This window comes from Bifidobacterium sp. ESL0763, assembly GCF_029433395.1.
GTDB lineage: Bacteria > Actinomycetota > Actinomycetes > Actinomycetales > Bifidobacteriaceae > Bifidobacterium.
Genome location: NZ_JAQTHW010000002.1, coordinates 1,624,295 through 1,648,770, shown reverse-complemented (window position 1 = coordinate 1,648,770; position 24,476 = coordinate 1,624,295). Strand labels below are relative to the sequence as shown.

The following is a 24,476-nucleotide window of genomic DNA, read 5'->3' as shown; positions in this document are numbered from 1 at the left end:
ATTTCGGGAGGTTTGCTGTGCGGGCTGGCGGACGAGGGGCGGCGAAATCAGGCTTTTCCGAGGGCTCTGTCAGGTCGTCGACACCGTTGAAGGTATTGGGTCTCGTTATTCGATATGTTCTGTGCCGGATTCTTGATTTCCTGATTGGTGCGTGCCGTGATGGTCACACCGTTCGTGGCGATCTTTTTCGCGTTGTTTATTTGTTCAAGGTATGGATGATGGCAAGGATGAGTTTTCACCGTTCAAGATGGGGTGGCGAGAGGTCATGGTCGAGTTTTCTGACGCGCATGCCTGGCTGTGTTCGGTGGAGACTGTCGACCTCCTGTCAAAAGAGAAGGCGATATTCGGTGGTGCTGGTTGCTTTTGCGGCTCGATATGTCAACAAAAAACTAGACATATTAAAAATAATTATGCTCTGAGTGAATGACGTTTTCTGTAGAGGAGGCTGATTCGCGGGGGGGGGGCATCGCCGCAGCGGGAAATCGTGGACGTGGATCTGGTCCGTGCGATTGATGCGGGGTTATCGTTCTACGCAGAGTTTTTCGGTGGCGAACTTGTCCGTTTCGGCATTCTCGGTTTCGCTGTGGAAATGAAGCGTGGAACGTTTTCCTTATCGGGAAAATCGAGTGAAATCCGGTCCGATAACGGCGATGTGCTCTCTTTGATAGATGCTGTATTTCTCTTGGAATTTGGCTGAAAGATGCGTAGAACGCGATACTTTTTCTATTACATTTCGTGATAAATTTTCCATATCACAAAACGACGTTCATGAGTATTCCTATGTCGGGATGCTTCGTTCGTTTATGGAGAGAGTTCTGTAAGAAGGGGATAAGACAGACGATGAAGAAGCAGATGAAAGCGCTCGCGGGCGTTCTGGCCGCGGTGGCGATGCTGGCGGTCCCGGCCTTTGCGCAGGCCGATGAGATTCAGCGTTCCCATCCTGAGGACACCGGTCAGGCACAGGTGCAGGATCCGGCGCAGCGGGCAGACGGGCAAAAGGATGCCGTCAGCCAGCAGTCCGGCCCGGTGCAAGCTGATTCGCAAGGCCAGAAACCTGTTGCACCTATGGCCGGTGACACGTCCAAGCCGAAGGGTGATGTGGCCAAGTCCGCGGTCCCACAACCCACAGCCCAGGACCTACATCCATCCGCGCAGGTCGCGGGACAAGCCACGGTTCGCATCGATTCAACTGGCAGTGCTGTTATTGTCAATTCCCCGGATGCTGTCGATACGCTTGATAAGACTGCGTTCCGTAATGTGCTAAATTACAGCTACCGTATTAAGCAAGTCAAGTTCACCGGCGGCACGACTCAGTTTCCGCAGGACTCCAGCAACTTGTTTAGTCATCTAGGGCTGACCAATATCTCCGGCCTGGACAAGGTTGATACCAGTAACGTTACCAACATGTACGCCATGTTCTACAATGCTCAGAGTCTGACGGGTCTTGATTTGAGTAGTTTCGATACCAGTAATGTCACTAATATGGGTTACATGTTCGGCAGTCTTCCGGGTCTGACGAGTCTTGATTTGAGTAGTTTCGATACCAGTAATGTCACTAATATGCAGTATATGATTGGTGCCGATAGGAATTTGACGAGTCTTGATTTGAGTAATTTCGATACCAGTAATGTCACCGATATGAGCGGTATGCTCTATTACGATTTGGGTTTGGCGAGTCTTGATTTGAGTAGTTTCGATACCAGTAATGTCACCGATATGAACAGTATGTTCTATTACGATTTGGGTTTGGCGAGTCTTGATTTGAGTAGTTTCGATACCAGTAATGTCACCGATATGAGCGGTATGTTTTGGGATTGCCGGAGTCTGACGGGGCTTGATTTGAGTAATTTCGATACCAGTAATGTCACCGACATGAGGGGTATATTGGCTGGAATCTCCTCCAAGCTCAGTCAACTTAAGCTTGGGGCGTCTACAAAATTGAGATCTGATGTTTTTGAGTATACCTGCTATATCGGCGTTAGTGCAAGCACGTGTTCCACTTCGCCTTCCGTGGTTGACGGTTATACCGGTAAGTGGACTCAGATGCAGGTGTCGGCCGATGGCACTGTGGTAGCGAAGGATAATGGCTATACTGTCAGCGAGCTCCTGGCCCGTACGCAGAGCACTGATCCGAATCGTGCCGGCACGTATGTGTGGCAGCAGAAGAGAACGTTGACGTTGGAAGCGTCGACGGTGCCTATGGGTCTTCATGCTCGAGGTGACGCGCAGCCCAAGACGTCCACCGTCCTGGGTGGTGTTGTCGCCCTGCCTTCTGGCGCATCGGCAAGCTCATTCCGTCTCTTGGCTCCGGGTAGTCGGTTCGATCTTCTTGACTCGGACAATAATCCTGCCAGTGGCTACCAGTTTGCTGGTTGGTCGGCTACGGGGCCGGCCATGCCCACCGCTACGCCGGGTGCTGGTATGGTTCCTATGGTGGTCTATCACGAGGGTGACACAGTGAACGTCACACGCGATACGACTCTTTATGAGATGTGGATGCCGAAGGCAGCCGGTGATTTGGGCAGTGTGAATTTGCCGCTTACCAATAACTCGAGTCCCGCGCCCATCCTGCCGTCGCAGTCCGGCACTGGGGCCGCCGGTGCAGGGGCACGTGGGAACGCGAATACGGTGCCTTTGGCTGGTAGCGACCATATCAGCGGTGGGCGTACGGTACGCCCACGGGTTGTGAAGAGGCATAAGGACAGGTGCGCGATGCCGACTGGCTATATCTCCGGCACGACGATTCCGGTGGCATCCAACTGCCGGGATGAGCGGTCCGTGGCCACGGTCCAACCGAACAATGTTCGTCAGGTGCCTTGGTGGATCCTGCTTTTGCTGGCCATCGCTGCCATTGCGGTCATGGTCGGGATACGGTATAGAAGCGATTCCCCCGTGGCGCAGCATCGTAGTGCGGATGTTGATGAATAGGACGTTATAGCAAATCAGTTACTGGCATTGGCCGGTGGTGGCTCGGATCGCACCGAAGCTGCCGCCGGCCAATGGCATAACAAGAACGTTTTCGCCGATGGGACAGAGTATTCGTCGGTGTCTGCTGGCCTTGAGGGGTGGCGAAATCAGTCCTTTTCGAGGTCTCCCATCAGGTCGTCTACGCTGTCGAAGGCCTTGCCGATGTGATGTTCGGCTTCGTAACGTGCCCGAGCGCTGGCATCGTCGCCGGTGATGCGGAACGGTATGGCGTTGTCGCGGATCGACTGGCGCAGGAAGACGTTGATGGCGGTGGAGAGGTCCATGCCCAGCGAGGCGAAGAGCTCCTTGGCCTGGTCCTTGACGTCCTTGTCGGTCCTGAAGCTGACGGTGGTGGTTGCCATAATGATTTCCTTTGCTCGACGATATGTATATTTTATATATAAGAGATAACTATTCAAATACAATGTAAGTATTCTATGTGCTATCTATGTATGCGATGGCTTGCTTATGATATTTCCGTACGGTCGGCTGCCATAGATGAAATTGTGACTTATAATGCTCATTTTGCGATTTCACTGACAGGTTGTGAATTATAATTAACAATTTTTGTGGTGAGGCTACGGGAGCGTATTGGGTGCGGAGAAGGTGACGCACTGGTGATTGGACCTGTTGCGTGTGCGGATTTGTTATAGAAAAGATGCCGGTCCAGCGGATGGTTTCACTGCTGGACCGACACCTTAGCGCTATCGGTGGTGCGCTCGCCTTACTTGGTGGTGTCGGCGGCGCGGTGTTGGACGACGGTGAAGTCGTCATTGCGCTTGATCGATACGAGGGCCGCCACGGTGATGGCGGCAATCAGCAGGAAGATCCACAGCGGCATCTGACGAGTGTTACCGGCTTTGCCGACGGTGGCGGTGGTGTCGCCGGCGCAGATGTTGCTGGCTGGGACCAGCGTGCCCTCGATGTAGCTGACGGGCTCGCACTTGAGTGACTTGTGGCCGCGTGCCTGGGGCTTGGCCGTGTTGCCGCCGATGGTGTGGTCGGTGTGGTCGCCGCCGGTCATTGCCTGTGCGGTCGTTGCGGCTCCGAGCATGAGCGGCGAGGCCGGACTCCCGAGCCCAGCGTTCCGGCCCGGGTTCGATGGAGCGGTCGGAGCCGACGGCATACCCGGATTTGGATTCTGGCTGGTGGACGGGTTCGGCGTTGGTGTCAGTGAGGGGCCGGGTGTCGGTGACGGACTAGGCGATGGCATCGGAACTGGCAAGCTCTTCGTCCAGATCTGGTAGAGGATACGCCCAGGTACCGTGTCGGCGTCGATGTCGTCGCCCTCGTGGAAGTCGGCTGTTGCGGCGTTGTCGCGCTCGGACCATCCGGCGAACCGATATTGGCCGGCGTCCCCGCCAGCCAGCGTGTACTTGCTGCCCGGCGCCTTGAAGCTGGTGAGCAAGGTGTCATGCCCGTCGGCGTCCTTGATCGTGGCCACGCCGCCCAGCATGGTCTTGCCGCTCGGATCGGTGACGCTGGTTCCGGAAGGCAGCGTGCTCGACGGTTTCAGCGTCAGCCTTTGTTGCCGCACATAGGTGCCTGCCTTGTCCGGTGAGCTGGTCGTCGTCCGGTCAGCCAGTGCCTCGCCGGTGTAGGTGGTGTCGGGGTTCACGTCCGCGGACTGGGTCCCGGGTTCCGGTAGTTGAATCCACAGGCCCGTGTAGTTGTCGTCCGGAGAAAGCTGTGCGTCGTAGAGGGTCCACAGGTTTGTCTTTGCTCCTATTCGGAGTTGTTTCAGACTCCGGCATTGGGTGAATATCCCGGTTACGTAGCTGCTGGCGTTGCTGTTGTCCAGTCCGCTCATGTCGACACTGGCCAGCTTGTAGCATTCCATGAACATGAAGGCCATGCCGTGGACGTTTCGGGTATCAAGCCCGCTCATGTCGACGCTGACCAGGTTGTAGCATGACCGGCACATCCAGCTCATGTCGGTGACGTTGCTGGTGTCGAGACTGCTGAGGTCGAGTTTGGTCAGGCTTCCGCAACCCCAGAACATGCTGCTCATGTCGGTGACGTTGCTGGTGTCGAGACTGCTGAGGTCGAGTTCGGCCAAGTTTTCGCAACTTTGGAACATGCTGCTCATGTCGGTGACATGGTTGGTGTCGAAGTGGCTGAGGTCGAGTTCGGCCAGTCCGACGCCCTCGAACATTTCGCGCATGTTGGTGACGTTGCTGGTGTCGACTTTGTCGAGGCCCTCGATGGAAGTGAGGCGATTCATGCTGCTGAAAAGGCCCGAGGAGTCCTGTGGAAGGCTGGTTGTTCCCCCGGTGAATTTCATGGTGATGGGAACGGTGGTGGAATCGTATTTATTCCAAAGCTCGTTTCTGTTGAGGATTGCGGAGCCGCCTTCGGGCGAGTGAACGGTGAGGGTGGTGCCATCGACGGTGACGGTGGCGTTACCGCTTGGTGCGGGGTTGCCCTGGACGGTGGGTTTCTGGCTGGTTGCCGGTTTCATCGTCGTCTTGTCTGTATCCGTGGGCCGGTTGGAGCTCTTGGTTTTGCCGCCGGCGGCCTGCCTGCCGTTGCTCGGCTTGTTCTCATGGGAATTCGTCTGCGGTTTTGCGTTGTCGCCGGCGGGTGTCGGTTTCTGCGACTGGGTGACCTGCGCGTCCTCGGGGTGCGATCGCTGGATCTCGTCGGCTTGGGAGAGCGCCGGCAGGGCGAGCATTGCGGCCGCCGCGACGAGTCCGACCAATGTCTTCATGTTCTTCATCGTTCTTCTTGTCCCTTGTGTTCCCCGCACCAGGTCGGCTGATTCCGCCATGATTACGCGTCAATGGTTCTTTGGTCATCTCACCGGATGGCCGCACGAAGGGCATTATATTACAAATCATGCCTACCTGTATGGCGTTTTGTTTTTCCAAGATGATTGGTGAAGAACTATCCGCGGGTGGCTAGAGGAGAAGTCGGACGATGAGGGGACCCACTCACAAAAGTCGAAGATACGAGGATGCCAATGGCGGAATGACGCCAAAAGCTGTGTTCTATCTTCGACTTTTGTGAGTGCGGTTTTGAAAACCCCCGGTCGTTGTTGGGAGCCGGTTGGATGAAGCTGCGCTAGGAGAGTGATAGCTGGGATTGGCCGGACGGGGCTGGGGCTGGTCCATGGAAGAGCCACGGATATGAAAACGTCTCCTTGTCGTCATCGTCGCTCGTGTGGCGCGATGACGGTAAGGAGACGTTCCGGCTAGGAGAATCCTCGAGGTTTGCCCGGGCGTTCGCCCGAACCTTACTCGGTTATCCCGTTGTTACTCGGCCGCTTTCGCCTTCGTATTCCTGACTGTGATGATGCCGGCAGCCAGGAGGGCTACGGTCATGATCGCGATGATGGGCAGGACCGTGGCGCCAGTCTGGACCAGCTTGGGGTTGTCGGTTCCGGGCTTGCCGGCGTTGTTGTTGTCAGGTTGGCCGGAGTCGCCGGGCTGACCAGGGGTCGAGCCGGGGTCGGATCCGGGAGCCGGTGTGCCGCTCCTGTCGGCCCATTGGGCGTTGAGGGCGACGTCTCCGTCGGGGAAGTCCATGGTGTCGCCAGGCTCGTGTGCGGCGTGGGTCGTAGGATCGATCCACTTCGTGAAATGGTACTGGGAGGCGTCGGCGCCGTCGTCGCTCAGGGTGAACGGATTGGCCGGGACGGCGGTCTTGGTGCCTAGGGTCGAGTAGGTCTTCAGCAGCGTTCCGGCTGCGTTGTAAGCCGGTACGTCGGTTCCGACTCCTCCGAAGATGTCGGAGGCTTGCGTGGCGGCGTCGGGCTGGGTGCCGGTGGGCGCGTTGGCTTGCAGGGTCAGCGTGTGCTTCTGCTGGAGCACGTAGGTGCCGGGCACGGTGGTGTCGGAGGTGCTTTGGGTGCGGGTCAGCAGATCGGCGGCGGCATAAGTGGTGGTCTCGTCGGCGGTGGCGGACGGCGTCGCGGGGATGGCGAGCTGGATCCAGCTGCCGGTGTGGGGAGCGGTGGTTGGCGCGGCGGGGAGGTTGGCGTTGCTGGCCAGCTTGGTCGCCGGCCCGACGGAGATCTGGGCGAGGCCGGTGCAGTCGGCGAGCATATCGGTCATGGTGGCAGCAGAGGTGTTCCAGCCGTTCAGGTTCAGGGAGGTCAGAGCGGTGTCACCGAACATGGAGCTCATGTCTTGGACGTTGCTGGTGTCCCAGTTGCTGATTTGGACGTTGGCAAGGTTGAGACAACGGTAGAACATGCCCATCATATTGATGACGTTGCTGGTGTCGAAGCCAGTGCCAGTGAAGTTCGTGAGGCTTACGCAATTGTAGAACATGAGGCTTGCGTCACAGTTGGCGGCAGTGCTCCAACCGTCGATGTTGATGTTGGCCAGATTCCAACAGGAGGTAAATGCTCCGTTCAAGTCGGTGACGCCGCTGGTGTCCCAGCTGCTGGCATCGAGGCTGGTCAGTTTGTGGCAGTTGGCGAATATGCCGTTCATGTCGGTGACTTTGCTGGTCACCAGTCCATCGAGCTTGACGTGGGTCAAACCGGAGTCTGAGAACATTGCCGCCATGTTGGTGACGTTGCTGGTGTCCCAGCCGCTCAGGTCGAGGTAGCCCAGTTTGGGGTCTTCGGCGAACGTCCACTCCATGTCGGTGACGCCGCTCGTGTCGACATGGTCAAGGCCGGTGATTTCGGTGAGATTGGGCATTTGGCCGAACAGATATGAGGTACCCGAGGGCAGCCTGGTCGTTCCGCCGGTGAATTGGATCTTCGTCACGCCGCTGTCGTCACTCCAGCGATCGCTGGAATCATACGTGCCGCCGGCCGGATCGGCTTTGATGGTGACGACTCCGGTCGAGGAATCATGGGTGACGGTGATGCCGGCTCCGCGCGTGTACGAGCGAGTGTCTTGGCTTTCTTGCGTTTGGGGCGCGGCGTTGCGCGATTCGGTTGTGGCGTTATCTGCCGCCTTCCTGTGTGCGGCCGGGGCTTTGGGGGCTTCCGACTGGTCTTTGGTGGCGAGCTTGTGTGCCGTCTGGCCGTTGCTTGGCGCGACTTGTGTGGTTGAGGTGGTTTCCGGATGCGACTCGTTGATTTCCACGGCGTTGGAGAACGCAGGCATCGACAGCGTCGCCGCCGCGGCGAGCACACCGACGGCGATGGTGAGTTTCTTGTTCATGGGTATCGGTCTGTCCTTTTCTCTTCGGAGGTGTCGGCAGCCCTCGTCAATGCTTCTATGCATGTGCTCGGGGCCCGATTTTGCCATACAAGGAATATTGTACATACGAAGAGTTATTGACAGGGTGAAAAACTCTAAAATAACGGTGAAAATGGCTGGTTGTGTTGCAATTGGCTGTCAGCGGACGAAACAAGCACTAAGCTCTTGGCTTAATAATGTACTAATTTCTAGTTTTCCATACATTTTAGTGCGGAAAGAATATCGTTTTTTTGTTCCGGGGCATAGGGCGTGACCGTGCTGCCGTTTTGGCGGACAGACCGGTTTCGGTGATGATCGCGATAAGTTGTGCTGGCTGCTGCCGGCTTTCCTGCCCATAGCTGGTTGATCCTGACCCTAACGGCCCGTTCCTGCCCCTAACAGATCGATACTGCCCGAAAACCTACATTTTTCGCCATGAAAATGTACTAAAACGTGCAGAATCGGTCTGTTAGAGGTAGGAACGGGCCGTTAGGGAAGAGGGCGAGTGTGCGCCTACAAGGCTGCCGGTCCGACTTCCGCCCTGGTCCCGGGCAAAGTGCCGTCTGGGCAGTCGAATTCGAGATATTCTGTGGCGTTGATGACCGCGTACTGCTCGAGCTGCATCGGCCCGGACCCGCGGTAGATGACCGCGCACCGTTCGCGGGGCACGCCCAGCAGGCCGCCGAGTTTGGCGAGGGTCCTGCCCTGTCTGTCGTGGTAGGTTCTCGAGGATTTGATCTCCAGCAGTTTCGGCGCAGCGGATTCGTACATGTCGATCAGATCGACTTCCTGTTTGTCGGAATCGCGGTAGAAATAGAGTTCCGGCTTTTTGCCCTCGTTGTAATAGTGCTTCGCCGTCTCCGCGACGATGAGGTTCTCGAACACGGCGCCGAACATATCGTGGCCGAGCAGTTGTTCCAGGCTGTGAATGCCCAGGAGGTTGCACAACAGGCCGGTGTCGTAGAAATAGAGTTTCGGCGTCTTGACCACGCGTTTGCCGGCGCTCTTGAAGTACGGGGGCAGCGAGAACAGGATATAGCTGGATTCTAGAATCGACAGCCACGATTTCACCGTCCGGAAGCTCACTCCCAGGTCATTCGCGATGTTCGTGTAGTTGGTCAGGTTGCCGGCGTTCAGGGCGCAAAGCCTCAGGAAGCGGCGGAAGTCGTCGACGTTGCGGACGTCCAGATAGTCTTTGACGTCGCGTTCGATGTAGCTGCTGATGTAGGCGTCGAAATAGGCGTCGAGGTCGATGCCGACGTCGTACGGGCGCGGGTAGCCGCCGCGCAGCATGAACTCGTCCACGGAAGGTTTTTGCGCCGAGCCTTGTGCTTCCGTGTAGGAGAGCGGCAGCAGTCGTGCGATGCCGGCCCTCCCGGCGAGCGATTGCCTGACGTTCTTCAGCATCAGGAAATTCTGGGAGCCGGAGAGGATGTATTGGCCTGTGGTGCCGCGCCGGTCCGACTCCGTCTGGATCATCGAAAACAGGTCGGGCGCATATTGCGCTTCGTCGATGATGAGCCTGTCGGAACGGTTCTCGATGAAGCTGACCGGATCGTTCAGCGCGTTGGCGCGTACGTCCGGCCTCTCCAGATTGATGTATTCATAGTCGCTGAATACGTTCTGGATGAGCGTGGACTTGCCGCTTTGGCGAGGTCCGGTGATCGACACCACCGGGAACCAAGTGGCGAGTTTCTTGACGTATGCGCTGAGAATCCTGTCGATCATGGGTGCCGCCGTTCGTTCCGTGCCGAGAGTCGCTGTGGGTTATCGGCTGATTGTGACATAGAGTTTCTGCTAATCATGACTTAGATTATCGGGTAATCCTGACATAGAACTTCGGGAGATTGTGATGTAGAACTTCGGGCGATCCTGACATAGAGTCTCGGGTGATTGTGAAATAGGAGTTCTGATAATCCTGATATTGGGCGTCTGATGAGTGGTGGATTGGCTTGTTTCCGGGCATGATGGTGCGGCAGCTGCGCGATCGTTGGTTGCAAAAGTCGGAGGTCTGGAAATCGAATGATGGGCTCGGATATTGCGAGCCCATACCGCTGGAAACAAGACAATCCCGCTAGAAAACGTAGGTTCTTGCGGCTGAAAACATACGAAAACTAGCGGGATTCCTTCGGTGTTCGGTTTGTGGTTACTTGTTCATTCTGGTTTTCCTGATGGTGATGGTGCCGGCGGCCAGGAGGGCCACGGTCATCATCGCGATGGCGGGCAGGACCGTGCTGCCGGTCTGGACCAGCTTGGGGTTGTCAACGCCGGGCTTGCCGGCGTTGTTGTTGCCGGGCTGACCTGGCTGACTGGGCTGGCCGGGGTTCGAGCCGGGGTCGGATCCCGGAGCCGGATTGCCGCTCCTGTCGGCCCATTGGGCGTTGAGGACGACATCGCCGTCGGGGAAGTCCATGGTGTCGCCGGCATCATGCGCGGCGTGCGTGGCGGGGTCGATCCACTTCGTGAAGTGGAAAGCGGAGGCGTCCGTGCCGTCGTCGCTGAGGGTGAACGGGTTGGCGGGGACGGCGGTCTTCGTGCCCAGGGTTGGATGAGTCGTTACCAGGGTTCCGGCTGCGTTGTAGGCCGGGACGTTGGTGCCGATCCCGCCCAAAATGTCGGAGTCCTGCGTGGCGGTGTCGGGCCGGGTGCCGGTGGGCGCGTTGGCCTGCAGGGTGAGCGTGTGCTTCTGCTGGAGCACGTAGGTGCCGGGCACGGTGGTGTCGGAGGTGCTTTGGGTGCGGGTCAGCAGATCGGCGGCGGCATAAGTGGCGGTCTCGTCGACGCTTGCGGACGGTGTCGCGGGAATCGCGAGCTGGATCCAGCTGCCGGTGTGGGTCGCGTCGGTCGGCGCGGCGGGGAGGTTGGCGTTGCTGGCCAGCTTGGTCGCCGGCCCGACGGAGATCTGGGCGAGCTTGGTGCAGCCGGCGAGCATATCGGTCATGGTGGCTGCCGAGGTGTTCCAACCGGTCAAATTGAGCGAGGTCAGCCCGGTGCAGTCCTTGAATGCGCGGTTCATGTTGGTGACGGCGTGGGTGTCCCAACCGCTGACGTCAAGAGCGGTCAGTCCGGTGCAGCCCTCGAACGTGCCGTTAGGGAGGCCGACTGACGGATTGCTCATGTTGGTGACGGCACTGGTGTCCCAGCCGCTGACGTCGAGATTGGTCAGCGCTTTGTCGAGCGTGAATGTGCCGGCCAGGCTCTGGACGCTGTGGGTGTCCCATTGGCTGACGTCGAGAGCGGTCAGTTTTTTGCAGTTGAAGAAGGCAAGAGCGAGATTGGTGACGTTGCCGACTTGCCAGCCGCTGACGTCGAGGCCGGTAAGCTCTATGTTGTTGCCGAACATCATTGTCATGTTTTGGACCTCGCCGGTGTTCCAGCCACTGACGTCGAGGCTGGCCAGTTTGGGGCAAGTGAAGAACATGCCGGACATGTCGTCGACGTTGCCGGTCTTCCAGCCGCTGACGTCAAGGCCGGGGAGTTCAAGGCACCTATAGAACATTCCTGCCATGTTTTTGACCTTGCTGGTGTCGAAGTTGGCGTCGATGACGGTCGTGAGCTTCTCGCAGTCATAAAACATGTTGTTCAAGCTGGCGTTCATACCGGTTTTCCAGTTGCTGATGTTAACGCTGGTCATGCTCTTGCAATCGGCGAAAGTCTGGAACGCGCGGGTGAGACCGCTGGTGTCCCAGGTGCTGGCGTCGATGCCGGTCAGTTTCCAGCAATCTTCAAACATGGAGCTTATGTCCGTGGTGCTGCTTTTCACGAGTCCGCCGACGCCGATGTTGGTCAGTTCTTTGTCGCTCTGGAACATCCCATACATCGTGGTGACGCTGCCGGTGTTGCTCATGCCACTCAGGTCCATGGAGGTCAGTTTGGGGTTGGAAGAGAACATGAACTTCATGTCCGTCACGTCGCTGGCGTCGACATGGTCCCAACCGGTTATCGTGGTGAGATTGGGTACGCGTGCAAATAGATTTTCGCAGTTGGCCGGTAGTGTGGTAGTCCCGCCTTTGAATTCGATCTTTTTGACGCTAGGGTCGTCTTTCCAACTTGTGTTTGCGGTGTCGAGCGAGCTGCCTCCTTGCGCGGCGGTGATGGTGAGGATTCCGGTGCTCAGGTCCGTGTTGACGGTGGAGTAGTTTGCGCGCGTATAGGAGCTGGCGTCCTGTTCGTCGCCTTGTGCCTTGGGTGTGGCCGGCTTCGACTTGGTGTCGGTCTTGCTTGCTGTCGGCTTGTTGGTGTCCGCGTGCTTATCCGTGGTCTGGCCTTCGGACGACGTCGCCTGTGTGGGTTCCGACGTCGTCTGTGAGGTCGGGGTAGTGATTTCCGGATGTGACCTTTGGATTTCCGCGGCGTTGGAGAATGCGGGGAACGACAGTGTCGCCGCTGCCGCCAGCGTCCCTATCGCAATGGTGAGTTTCCTGTTCATCGACATCGGCCTTTCTTCTCTCCAGGGAACCGGTGTGCCCCGGTCCGTATTGCCACTAGGCGTTTGTGGCATAGATTTGTCAGACACTAAATACTGTATATATGGACAGATTCTGATGGTCTGGGAAAATGCCGACCGGTGCCATAACTGGCGCAAACGGTAGGAATGGTGGCGCGAGTAATGCGCGTCAAAGCGCTAGAAACAAGACAATCCCGCTAGAAAACGTACGTTTTTGCGGCTGAAAACATACGAAAACTAGCAGGATTGTCTTGTTAGTGACAGGATTCCTTCGGTGTTCGGTTGGTGGTTACTTGGTCATCCTTGTTTTCCTGAGGGTGACGGTTGCGGCACAGGCGGCCACAAGGGCTGCTGCGAGAACCATCAGGATCGGAGTGATTGTGGCGCCGGTCTGGACCAGCTTGGCGTTATTGGCACCGTGCTTGCCGGCGTTGTTGTTGCCGGACTGACTTGGCTGGCCAGGTGTTCCGGGCTGGCCAGGGTTCGAGCCGGGGTCGGATCCCGGGGCCGGTGCGCCGCTTCTGTCGAGCCATTGGGCGTTGAGGATGACGTCGCTGCCGGGGAAGTCCATGGTGTCGCCAGCATCGTGCGCGACGTGGGTCGCCGGATCGATCCACTTCGTGAAGTGGTATGCGGAGGCGTCGGTGCCGTCGTCGCTCAGGGTGAACGGGTTGGCGGGGATGGCGAACGTCGTGCCCAAGGTGGGATAGGTCTGAACCAGATTGCCGGCTGCGTTGTAGGCGGGCACTTGCGTGCCGACCCCGCCGAGGATGTCGGAGTCGCGGGTGGCGGCGCCGTCGGCTTGAGTACCGGTGGGCGCGTTGGCGTTGAGGGTCAGCTTGCGCTTCTGCTGCAGCACGTAGGTGCCGGGCTCCGTCGCGTCACTGGAGATGTTCTGGGTGCGGGTCAGCAGGTCGGCCGAGGCGTAGGCAGCGGTCTCGTCAGCACTTGCGGACGGCGTGCCGGGGATCGCGAGCTGGATCCAGCTGCCGGTGTGGGGAGCGGTGGTGGGCGCGGCGGGGAGGTTGGTGTTGCTGGCCAGCTTGGTCGCCGGCCCGACGGAGATCTGGGCGAGGCCGGTGCAGTCGGCGAGCATGTCGGCCATGGAGGCGGCCGAGGTGTTCCATCCGTTCAGGTTCAGCTTGGTCAGCCCGGTGCAGTCCTTGAACGCGTGGCCCATGTTCGTCACGGCCGAAGTGTTCCACTTGCTCACATCGAGGCTGGTTAGTCCACTGTCTTGCTCGAACGTGCCAAATGGCATCATGCCGGTGTACATGGTGGTCAGGGCGTCGGTGTGCCAGCCGCTGACGGCGAGGTCGGTGAGCGCGGAATCATAGGCGAACGTGCCGCTCAGGTCCTGGACCTTGTGCACGTCCCAGCCGCTGACGTTGAGGCTGGCCAGGCTGTCGCAGGCAGCGAACGCACCACCCATATTGGTGACGTTGCCGACGTCCCAGTCTCCGACGGCAAGGCTGGTGAGCTCCTCATCGTTGAAGAACATGCGGAACATATTCTTCACGCTGCCGGTGGTCCAGCCGCTGACGTCGAGGTTGGCGAGCTCGTAGCAACCGTCGAACATGTATGACATGTTTTGAACCTTGCCGACGTCCCAGTTGCTTACGTCAAGGGTGACCAGGTTCTCGCAGCCCCGGAACATGGCGTCCGTGGTGTTGATGTTGCTGGTGTCGAAGCCGGTGTCGATGACGTTCGTCAGGTTCGTGCACCCATCGAACATCCCTCCTGTGCCATTGCCGGAGGCGCTGCTCCAGCCGCTGATGTTGACGGTGGTCAGGTTCGTGCAGCCCTTGAACGTTTGGAGCATGGAGGTCACTGAGCTGGTGTTCCAGCTGCTGGCATCGACGCTGGGCAAGTTGGTGTCGTCCTGGAACATGTGGCTGATGTCGGTGGTGGTGCTGGTCACGAGCCCGGTGAGGTTGGGGCTGGCCGGGGCCGTGGCGGTTTTGAACGATTCCTGGAACATGCAGCTCATGGTGGTGACGTTGCTGGTGTTCCAGGTGTGCAGGTCGATGGTGTTGAGTTTGGGATCGTGGGCGAACATGAAGCTCATGTCCGTCACGTCGCTGGTGTCGACGTGGTCCAGACCGGTCAGCTCGGTGAGGTTGGGCAATCTGGCGAACAGTTCCCAGCAGCTTGCCGGCAGTTTGGTCATGCCGCCTTTGAACTCGATCTTCTTGACGTTGCTGCTGAGGCTGCCTTTCCAAAGATTCGAGTCGCCGGCGTCGAGGGTGCCGCCGCCAGGGAGGGCAGTGATGGTGATGACTCCGGAGACGTAATTCGGGTCGACGGTGACGCCGGGGCCGCGCGTGTAGGAGCTGGAGCCTTGGTCGTTGTCTTGCGCCTGGGGCGTGGTCGTCTTCGGCGTGGTGGCGGTTTCGCCGGTCGTCTGCTTGCCGGCGGTCGAGCCGGCGCTCGCGTCCTTGGCTGTCGTATTGGCGGCAGCATTCAGCCGCTGCCCATTCGCCGTCCCATGTGTCACTTGGCCTTCGTTAGGCGTTGCCTGCGTGGGCTTTGGCGCTGCTTGCGAGGTCGGTGCGGCGCTCTCCGGGTGCGACCTTTGGATCTCCTCGGCGTTGGAGAACGCGGGGAACGACAGCGTTGCCGCCGCGGCCAGCGCGCCAATCGCCATAACGAGTTTTCCGTTCATCGGTATCGGTCCTTCTTCTCTCTCTTGCGGATACCGGAGGACCCCAGCCGATGTGGCCACCACATGCCCAAGGCACCGGTTTTCGGACGTTAATACTTTAGGTATATGTGGATTCCGATGGATGAAAAAAATGCCGACCGGTGTCGTATCGTGCGCAAACGGTAGGAATGGTGGCGCGAGTATATACGTGCCAATACTGCTAGAAACAAGACAATCCCGCTAGAAAACGTACGTTTTTGCGGTCGAAAACGTACGAAAACTAGCGGGATTGTCTTGTTGGTGACAGGAGGACGGGGCTGGAAGGTCGATAGTTAGGTCAAACCCCACTCACAAAAGTCGGAGATAGGGAAGGGTGAGTGGTGCAATGACGCCAAACGCCAGTTCCTATCTCCGACTTTTGTGAGTGGGGTGCTGAGACTTAACGAACCTAGAAGTCCCAGTCCTCGTCGTCGGTGGCCTCGGCGTTGCCGATGACGTAGGAGGAGCCGGAGCCGGAGAAGAAGTCGTGGTTCTCGTCGGCGGACGGCGAGAGCGCGGCGATGATCTCGGGGCTCACCTTGGTCTCGGCGGCGGAGAACTTGGCCTCGTAGCCGAGGTTCATCAGGGTCTTGTTGGCGTTGTAGCGCACGAACGCCTGCACGTCGTCGATGAAGTCGAAGCCGGCGTAGACCTGGTCGGAATACTTGACCTCGAGGTCGTAGAGCTGGCTCAGCAGGTCGTCGGTGTACTTCTTGAGCATCTCCTGGTCGGCGGCGGTGCGGTGCTCGAGGTGGCGCTGGTACTTGTAGCCGGAGTAGTAGCCGTGGATGGCCTTGTCGCGCAGGATGAGGCGGATCATGTCCGCGGTGTTCATCAGCTTGGCGCGGCTGGAGAAGTAGAGCGGCAGGTAGAAGCCCGCGTAGAGCAGCAGCGAGGAGAGCATGACCGCCGCGACCTTGCGCTTGAGCGGGTCGGTGGACTGGTACTGCTCCATGACGATGCGCACGCGCTCCTGTACCAGGTCGTTGCCCACGGCCCAGCGGTAGGCCTCGTCGATCTGCTCGGAGGAGCAGAGGGTGGAGAAGATGGAGGAATAGGAGCGGGCGTGCACCGACTGCATGAAGGCGATGTTGGTGTAGATGGCCTGCTCGTGCTCCGTGAGCGCGTCCGGGATCTGGACGAGCTCGCCGACGGTGGCCTGCTCGGTGTCGAGCGTGGTGAGGCCGGCGAAGACGTGCACGGTGGTGGTGCGCTCGTGCTCGGTCATGGAGCGCCAGGTGGGGATATCGTTCGAGAGCGGCACCTTCTCGGGCAGCCAGAAGTTGGCGATGAGGCGGTTCCAGACCTCGAGGTCCTTGTCGTCCTGGATGTTGTTCCAGTTGACCGGACGGATGCGCATGCTCTCCGGGTCCGCGCCCTTGGCGAAGGCCGTCGACCACTGCGGGGGAGTCAGCGAGTCTGCCATCATCTTGTCGTCGGCGAGTTTGACCTCGTTTGTCATTGTGTTCCTTCTTTTCGTGCCGTGCCCGTCGGCCGCGGATGTGGGTTCCGTGGCGTCGTGGGGCGTTGCCTTCGTCTGGCGGTGGCCGTCGTGCCGGCCGGTCGTCAGGCGCCTTGCTTTCGCTACGTTTCGAGACGCCCATTGTGTCGTATTCCATTGACATCGGGCGGCTCGCTTATCGCGACACCAGCACTATATCTAGTGGTTCGGCAACGCGATGCTTCTATATATAGTAATCTCTCATCCTGTGTCATGTTTCGTGACGCGCGGGGTCTCGCTGTGATGTAGCTAACACCTTGTGGCCGCCGGTCGCCGGTTCGACGTCGCCGGTCGCCGGTCCGGTGGTGGGCTGCGGGCGCGATTGTGTCACGATGCGGAACGTTGGCTCCCGGAACGGAAACGATGAACTATCTTTTGTGCACAAGCAAAAATTGGGGGGAAGCGCACAGCATAACTGGCGCTATCGGGATGGACCATCTGGTCCGTGCCCCACGATTGCTTCGAACAAACAGGACTGAAGGAAGAATATGACGAGTTTCAAGGAACGCATTTTCCGAAAAGAGGATCCCAGCGTCTATGAGCAGAAGGATGCCCACCTGGTTCGGACCCTGCGAGTGCGGGACTTCTTGGCCCTGGGCCTGGGAACCATCGTATCCACGACCATCTTCACGCTGCCCGGAACGGTGGCGGCCCAGCACGCCGGCCCCGCGGTGGTCATCTCCTTCGTGGCCGCGGGCGTGGTGGCCGGACTGGTGGCGTTCGCCTATGCCGAGATGGCCTCGGCGATGCCGTTCGCAGGTTCGGCGTATTCCTGGATCAACGTCGTCTTCGGCGAGTTCTTCGGCTGGGTCGCCGGCTGGGCGCTGCTGGCGGAGTACTTCATCGCCGTGGCCTTCGTCGGCTCGGGCCTGTCGGCCAATTTCCGCGGTCTGATCGAGCCTTTGGGGTGGACGTTGCCGAAGGCGCTGGCCAACCCATTCGGCACCGATGGGGGCGTGATCGACCTGATCTCCGTGATCGCTATCCTCGCCGTGGCGCTTCTGCTCTCCCGCGGCGCCAGCCAGACCAGTCGGGTCGAGAACACTCTGGTCGTCTTGAAGGTGCTGGCCGTCCTGCTGTTCATCGTGGTCGGCTGCACGGCGATCAAGCCGCAGAACTACGTGCCTTTCATCCCCAAGTACCATCTCAACGCCGACGGCACGGCCTTCGGCGGCTGGCAGGGCATCTACGCCGGCGTCTCGATGATCTTCCTGGCCTACGTCGGCTTTGACTCCATCGCCTCCAATTCCGCCGAGGCCAAGAACCCCTCCAAGACGATGCCCCGCGGCATCCTGGGCTCCCTGCTGATCGGCGTCGTGCTGTTCGCGGCCGTCTCGCTGGTCCTGGTCGGCATGTTCCACTATCCGCTCTACGCCAACAACGCCGAACCGGTGGGCTGGGCCCTGCGCCACAGCGGCCACGGCGTCATCGCCGCGATCGTCCAGGCGGTGGCCTGCGTGGGCATGTTCACCGCCCTGATCGGCATGATGATGGCCGGCTCCCGCCTGATCTATTCCTTCGGACGCGACGGCCTGCTGCCGCGCAAGCTGGGCAAGATCAACGGCAAGCATCTGCCGAACAACGCCTTGGTGACGCTGACCGTCTTCGCGGTGATCATCGGCTCCATCTTCCCGTTCGCGTTCCTGAGCCAGCTGATCTCGGCCGGCACGCTGATCGCCTTCATGTTCGTCTCGCTCGGCATCTACGGCCTGCGCAGGCGCGAGGGCAAGGACATCGCCGAGCCCGGCTTCAAGATGCCGTTCTACCCCGTCATGCCCGCCCTGGCGTTCCTCGGTTCGCTGATCGTGTTCCTCGGGCTGAGCGCCGACGCGAAGATCTGCGCGTTCGGATGGTTCGTCTTCGGCCTGATCCTGTATTTCGGCTACGGCATGAGGCATTCCGCCCTGGCGGGGAAGACCGACGGGCAAGCCGACGGGAAAGACTGATAGGGAAGATATATAAGGAGGAGCAATGTCGGATAACAACAAGGCATTATTGGCGCAAGAGGACGAGGTCCTGTCGCCCGCGGTGCGCATCAAGTATTTCGATATCGTCATCCAGAAGGCCAAAGGCGCGCTGCTCACCGATGCCGACGGCCGTGAATACATCGACCTGCTGGCCAGCGCGTCGGCGACCAACACCGGCCACTGCCATCCCCACGTCGTCGAGGCGATCCAGAGGCAGGCCGCGCAGCTGATTCAATACACGCCGGCCTATTTCGCCAGCGGCCCCGAGATCGAGCTGGCGCAGCGCCTCGCCAAGCTGGCGCCGATAAGCGGGCCCGTGAAGGTCGCCTGGGGCAATTCCGGCTCCGACGCCAACGACGGGATCATCAAGTACGCCCGTGCCTACACCGGCCGCCAGTACATCGTCAGCTATACGGGCGCCTACCACGGCTCCACCTACGGCTCGATGTCGATTTCGTCGGTCAGCCTGAACATGAGCCGCAAGATGGCCCCGATGCTGCCAGGCGTGGTGAAGGTGCCCTATCCCGACGTGCATGCGCGCCTGCCGCACGAGAGCGAGGATGCGTTCGTCGACCGGATGATCGCCGCCTTCAAGCTGCCGTTCGAGACCTACCTGCCGGCCGAGGAAGTGGCCGCGATCGTCATCGAGCCGATCCAGGGCGACGGCGGCATCGTCAAGGCGCCGCAGCGCTACATGGATTTCGTCTGGAAATTCGCCCACGAGCACGGCATCGTGATGGCCATCGACGAGGTCAACCAGGGTATGGGCCGCACCGGCAAATGGTGGTCGATTCAGAACTTCGGCCTCGAACCCGACCTGATGACCGTCGGCAAATCGATCGCCTCCGGCCTGCCGCTGAGCGCGGTCGTCGGGCGTGCGGAGATCATGGATTCCCTGGGCTCCCCGGCCGTCACTTACACCACGGCGGGCAACCCGGTCACCACGGCGGCCGCGAACGCCACGCTGGACGTCGTCGAGCAGGAACACCTCGTCGAGCGTTCGGCGAAGCTGGGGCCGGTGGTCAAGGCCTACTTCGAGAAGAAGCGCGAGCAGTACGATTTCATCGGCGACATCCGCTTCTACGGCCTCGACGGCGGCATCGACATCATCGATCCGGAAACCGGCAAGGGCGACGAGCAGGCGACCACCAAGCTGATGTACCGCCTCTACGAATTGGGTGTCATCATCATCAGCCTGCGTGGCTACATCCTGCGCTTCCAGCCGCCGCTCGTCATCACCGAGGACCAGCTGCAGCAGGCGTTCAAGGCCTTCGACCAGGCCCTGGCCGAATTGGCTGCGGGCAAGCTGAGCCTGCCCGAGGGCGCCGCGAAGATGGGTTGGTGAGAGCCGCCGATCCCATTCAAGAGGCCCGAGCATCGCAGGAAGCCATTCCACGATGTTCGGGCCTCTTCGCATGCCCGTGCGCGGATGGGGCGTCCGCGGCTGACGCGGGTGTGCCCTGATGACCGGCGCGACGATGGTGCCGCGCCTGGGCCGGGCCGGTTTGGCCGGGTGCGGAACGGATTCGGGATTGGAGGGTTCGCGGGCTCGTCGGTTTGCCCATGTCGTCCCGTGATTGCCATCCCCATTTCATGCTCATATTTCGCGCCGGCATTCCTACCGTTGGGGGTGCGTTCCCTACCGTTTATCCATTTGGCTTTGATTTGAATCGAATGCGATACAAAAATATACACTAACGAGTCAGAGCTATGTCGTGAATCGGCATGAAGGGAGAGAACGATGACCGCAGGGAAGAAGATCCCCAAGATCTTAGGTTCGGTCGCCGCATTGGCCATGCTGTGCGGGGCCGTCACCGTTTCGGCCACGGCGGCGAACGAGAACGTGGGGCCTTCGCAGCCCACCGCTGCGCAGGAAACCGAAGCGCAGAAGCAGGATGCCAACAATAATAATAAGGACAACAAGGCCGGCGACAAGACCGCCAAGGACGAGGCCAAGCCCGCCGCGAAGGACGGGGCGAAGAACCAGTCCAAGCAGGACGCCGCCACCACCAAGAGCGCGCCCCAGGCGCAGCCCGGCGACAGCCCGTTGCTCGGCCAGCGGCCCACGAAGCCGACCGCCAAGATCACCCAGCAGGGCGGCAAGGCGTTCAAGATCGATATCGCTGATGGTTCGCAGCTCGACCTCCACAACGACGGCAGCTATACCTACCGTTCCTTCGACGGCACGGTGACCTCGGTCAGTCCAAAGTATGTGGGTAGTTACAATTTCGTTTACCTGCAGACCGATCCGGTGACGAGCATCAATTATTATACTGACAATGACTCCGTGAGTGGCATTAGAGAGATGAAATTCTCTTCGCCTCATGGGTTGGTCAAGGAAATCGGCTTGTACTGGGACGAATATAGGGTTGACCGCAATGATGGATGGCATGACACCATCTCCCCTATATATAAAATGGGAAAGCCCGCTAAATGGGGAGATGCGTCCGCGATCAAGGATGTGGCGCAGCCAAGCGACCGCTATGAGCCGGAAAAGGACGTTTATTTCTATGAGATCGGTGCCGGGCATGTTGGTTCGGCGGGAGACGCTCCGTGGCTCTCGCATGCATTTTATGATGTGACTCTCACTGCGGACAGCACGGTCACTTTCACCGATCCGGAACATACGGTGCTTCCGGCCGATTGCTCCAAGATGTTCGCCGACGTGAAGTATCCCGGCGTGTTCGACGTCAACCAGATCGGCAAGCTTGACACCAGCAATGTGACGAACATGCACGACATGTTCAACGAGAATGTGTCCATCACAGGTACAGGGGCCTTCTCAGGCTGGGATACCTCGAAGGTGACGGATATGAGCGGCATGTTCTGGAAGACGCAGATCTCGGACATCTCGGCGCTTTCGCACTGGGACCTGAGGAAAGTAACGACTATGTCGGGCATGTTCTTAGGCGATGACGATCTGCAGAGCGTCGATGCCAAAGATCTCAAGCTGGACAGCCTGACGGCCATGGACCGCATGTTCTCCGAGGACGCCCATATCAAGGACGTCAGTGCGATAGGCACCTGGGACACCTCGCATGTCACGACGATGAATCGGCTGTTTGCGGGAGCCAAGGGAATTTCCAATGAACTGCCATCGTCCGAATCGCTTACCGAGCTGACCGGTGTCGACAAGATTGACATGAGCGCCGTGACCGATGCCAGCGAGATGTTCGCCTACAACCAGAACCTGAAATCCATCGGTGGCATCGAAGGGTTGCAGGTGGCGAACGTGGAAGACATGAGCAGTATGTTCGTCAACGATTGGGCGTTGACTGCTCTGGACCTGCATTCCTGGAACACCAAGAACGCCAAGAACATGGACGCCATGTTCGCCATGGCTATGCGGGGCTTCAGCGGTAGCGGCTTGGCGAACGCATGGAAGAACATGAACAGCCAGCTTACCTCGATCAACGTTACCGGGTGGGATACTTCCAAGGCGCCCAGTCTGAGTTATATGTTCAGTGGCTGTGTGAAACTGACCAACTTGGAGGGCGTTTCCGAATGGGATACCGCTTCCGTGCGCGACGCCTCGGATGTATTTGCCAACTGCCGCAAGCTTTCGACGCTCGATCTCTCGCGTTGGAATGTCTCCAATATGAGCGATATAAGTGACATGTTCCAGAACTTCGGCCAGGATGTGTCGAATGCGGCTGATGTCGTCGATCTGTCGTCCATCGAAGGGTGGCAATTCAGCAAGTCCTCAGATGTCACCGTATACGGCTTGTTCGACGGATGTGCTGCCAAGACCCTTCCCGTCGCCGGATGGGATACGAGCCAATTCACAAGCGGCGTCTATATGTTCAGGAATATGCCGAACTTGACGACGGTGGACGTTTCGAAATGGGACACCGGCAATATGGGTGACACCGGTGGAACGTTCGAGAACGATCCGAAGCTGGAATCCGTGGATATCAGCAACTGGAAGACAAGCAAGAACTGGGGCGCCGAGGAGATGTTCAAGGGCGATACTTCCCTGACCAGCGTCGGCAGCCTGGCTCATAAGCCTGGATCACAGGTATGGGATACCCACAATTTCTTGAACACCCAAAGCATGTTCCAGGATTGCCCGAAGCTCAAGTCCCTGGACTTGAGCGGATGGGACCTGGGAGACGTGACGTCGGATTACTACCATGTGGTGGTGACTCATCCGGATGGCGGAGGCACCACTACGACCTATCACTCTGACCACGGCATCGACTACATGTTCTCTGGCGACACCGGGCTCGAAAGCATCAATCTGTCCGGTTGGAATATCCAGAAGGTGAGTAAGAGCAAGAATGTGTTCACCAACAATTCAAGCCTCAAGTCTCTGGACCTCTCCAATTGGGATGCCCACAGCCTCGATAGCTTCGACGGCACATTCGACGGTGCCGGCTCGAGTGACGGCATGAAGCTGGACCTCTCGAACTGGAAGGTCAACGACAAGGTCAGCGTCGAGATGTCGCTGCGCCAAGCGAATGTGGCCGAGCTCGACCTCACCGGTTGGGACACGACGGCCAACACCGGATTCCAGCCGCGCTTCTCCGCCGATCTGCGCCAGCTGACCGTCGGGCCGAAGACCGTGCTGCGCCCCGAGTACTTCGTGACGGGCGCCGAGCCCGGTGGGTCCACGCGCGATGCCGGCTCCTACACCGGCCAGTGGGCCGAGGCCAGCAACAAGGCCGACGCCAAGCAGACGTGCACCGTTGACGGAACGACCTACACGGCCCATGGCGAGGCCTGGACCAGCTGCGGCCGCACGGCCGGCACCAGCGCCACGGCCTCGATGATGGACCATGCCAACGCCAACAAGCAGGAGGCGACTTACGTCTGGGAGCAGAGCTCTCTGGCGCACTTCGCCGGCCTTGACGCCACCAAGCCCAAGGCTCCCTACGACGATAGCGTGATGGCTCCGCAGCAGCTCCACGGCGTCGATGCGCTGGGCGTCAAGGTGGATGGCAGCGAGAAGCCCGTGGATGTGCGCGGACTGGTCGTCGCCCTTCCGGCCCAGCTCCATGCCGATGGCTATACCAACGTCGGCTGGCTGCGCGACGGCGATCCCGCCTCGGCCATGAGCGATCCCGGCACCCAGATGGCAGTGCCCGCCGGTGAACAGGTGGTGCGTGCGATGTGGAGCGTGAATCCCATCACTCCGCCCGTGAGCCCGGTGCCCGGTCAGTCCGGCCAGCCTAACCAGCCGTCGAATCCGAACGGCCCCGGTGCCCTTGGCGGCAACTCCGGACGCCCGCTCTACCTCAACGGCCAGAGCGGCGCGAACGGATTGCTCGGCGCCGCTGGCAACGGCAAGGACAGCCTCGCCGGCAAGCACGCGAAGTCCAAGTCGGCCCAGAGCAACAAGAAGCCGCTGTGCCTGCCCGGCTACACCCTGACCTCGGCGTACGTGCTCGATGACGCGGGCTATGTGGTGCCCAGCGCCGAGCGGTGCGTGCCCAAGGACGCGTCGAGCACCGTCACGGTCAACGCGCATCATGCCGCGTTCCCCTGGTGGATCGTGCTGCTGGCCGCGGTGGCGCTGATTGGCTACTACTGCTACGCCGACCGCGACAGGTTCGTCTACGCGCAGCATCGTAGCGACGAGAACAGCGATCGCTGACAGGGGCTCCCGTTAGGGAGCGAACGGACAGGCGGGGGCCACGGATCAGATGATTCGTGGCCCCCGCCCGTTTGCCGTGTGTGGCTGGCGGGATACGTGGCTTGGTCGCTGCGTGGCCGGTTGTATGCGCGGCTTGGTCGCCGTGTGGCTGGCCTGCCGCGCGAGGGTTGGTGG

General features: G+C 59.5%; 13 protein-coding genes. 6 read left to right on the top strand and 7 right to left on the bottom strand.

The window, feature by feature from the left end; all coding sequences use genetic code 11:
- Positions 1-211: 211 nt before the first annotated feature.
- The 3 genes from PT282_RS07405 (at position 212) to PT282_RS07395 (ending at position 2,928) form a co-directional block, all read left to right on the top strand.
- Positions 212-427, top strand: a complete 216-nt coding sequence (locus PT282_RS07405; RefSeq protein ID WP_277168883.1) for a hypothetical protein — start codon at positions 212-214, stop codon at positions 425-427.
- Positions 428-484: 57 nt separating this feature from the next.
- Positions 485-697: a hypothetical protein gene (locus PT282_RS07400; protein ID WP_277168882.1), complete on the top strand. Its 213-nt coding sequence runs from the start codon at positions 485-487 to the stop codon at positions 695-697.
- Between the two features lie 143 nt (positions 698-840).
- A complete protein-coding gene (locus PT282_RS07395) occupies positions 841-2,928 on the top strand; it encodes a BspA family leucine-rich repeat surface protein (protein ID WP_277168881.1) in 2,088 nt (695 codons plus the stop codon).
- A gap of 146 nt (positions 2,929-3,074) precedes the next feature.
- On the opposite strand, the gene PT282_RS07390 is transcribed toward PT282_RS07395, so the two are convergent.
- The 7 genes from PT282_RS07390 to nrdF all read right to left on the bottom strand — a co-directional run bounded on the left by PT282_RS07390 (position 3,075) and on the right by nrdF (position 16,700).
- Positions 3,075-3,329, bottom strand: a complete 255-nt coding sequence (locus PT282_RS07390) for a type II toxin-antitoxin system RelB/DinJ family antitoxin (protein ID WP_277168880.1) — start codon at positions 3,327-3,329, stop codon at positions 3,075-3,077.
- Between the two features lie 362 nt (positions 3,330-3,691).
- A complete protein-coding gene (locus tag PT282_RS07385) occupies positions 3,692-5,677 on the bottom strand; it encodes a BspA family leucine-rich repeat surface protein (RefSeq protein ID WP_277168879.1) in 1,986 nt (661 codons plus the stop codon).
- Positions 5,678-6,221: 544 nt separating this feature from the next.
- Positions 6,222-8,090 (bottom strand): BspA family leucine-rich repeat surface protein, encoded by a 1,869-nt coding sequence (locus PT282_RS07380; protein WP_277168878.1) that lies wholly within the window; start codon positions 8,088-8,090, stop codon positions 6,222-6,224.
- Positions 8,091-8,621: 531 nt separating this feature from the next.
- Positions 8,622-9,836 carry an ATP-binding protein gene (locus PT282_RS07375; RefSeq protein ID WP_277168877.1) on the bottom strand — a complete coding sequence of 405 codons (1,215 nt, stop codon included), beginning with the start codon at positions 9,834-9,836 and terminating at the stop codon, positions 8,622-8,624.
- Positions 9,837-10,254: 418 nt separating this feature from the next.
- Positions 10,255-12,543, bottom strand: coding sequence for a BspA family leucine-rich repeat surface protein (locus PT282_RS07370; RefSeq protein WP_277168876.1), 2,289 nt, complete (start codon positions 12,541-12,543; stop codon positions 10,255-10,257).
- A 301-nt stretch (positions 12,544-12,844) separates the two neighbouring features.
- Positions 12,845-15,202 (bottom strand): BspA family leucine-rich repeat surface protein, encoded by a 2,358-nt coding sequence (locus tag PT282_RS07365; protein ID WP_277168875.1) that lies wholly within the window; start codon positions 15,200-15,202, stop codon positions 12,845-12,847.
- A gap of 445 nt (positions 15,203-15,647) precedes the next feature.
- The gene (gene nrdF / locus PT282_RS07360; protein ID WP_374114153.1) at positions 15,648-16,700 is read right to left on the bottom strand and encodes a class 1b ribonucleoside-diphosphate reductase subunit beta; all 1,053 of its coding nucleotides are present in this window, start codon (positions 16,698-16,700) and stop codon (positions 15,648-15,650) included.
- Positions 16,701-17,227: 527 nt separating this feature from the next.
- On the opposite strand from nrdF, the gene PT282_RS07355 reads away from it, so the two are divergent.
- The 3 genes from PT282_RS07355 (at position 17,228) to PT282_RS07345 (ending at position 24,302) form a co-directional block, all read left to right on the top strand.
- Positions 17,228-18,685 (top strand): APC family permease, encoded by a 1,458-nt coding sequence (locus PT282_RS07355; protein ID WP_277168874.1) that lies wholly within the window; start codon positions 17,228-17,230, stop codon positions 18,683-18,685.
- Positions 18,686-18,710: 25 nt separating this feature from the next.
- A complete protein-coding gene (locus PT282_RS07350; RefSeq protein WP_277168873.1) occupies positions 18,711-20,051 on the top strand; it encodes an aspartate aminotransferase family protein in 1,341 nt (446 codons plus the stop codon).
- A gap of 396 nt (positions 20,052-20,447) precedes the next feature.
- The gene (locus PT282_RS07345) at positions 20,448-24,302 is read left to right on the top strand and encodes a BspA family leucine-rich repeat surface protein (RefSeq protein ID WP_277168872.1); all 3,855 of its coding nucleotides are present in this window, start codon (positions 20,448-20,450) and stop codon (positions 24,300-24,302) included.
- Positions 24,303-24,476 lie beyond the last annotated feature (174 nt).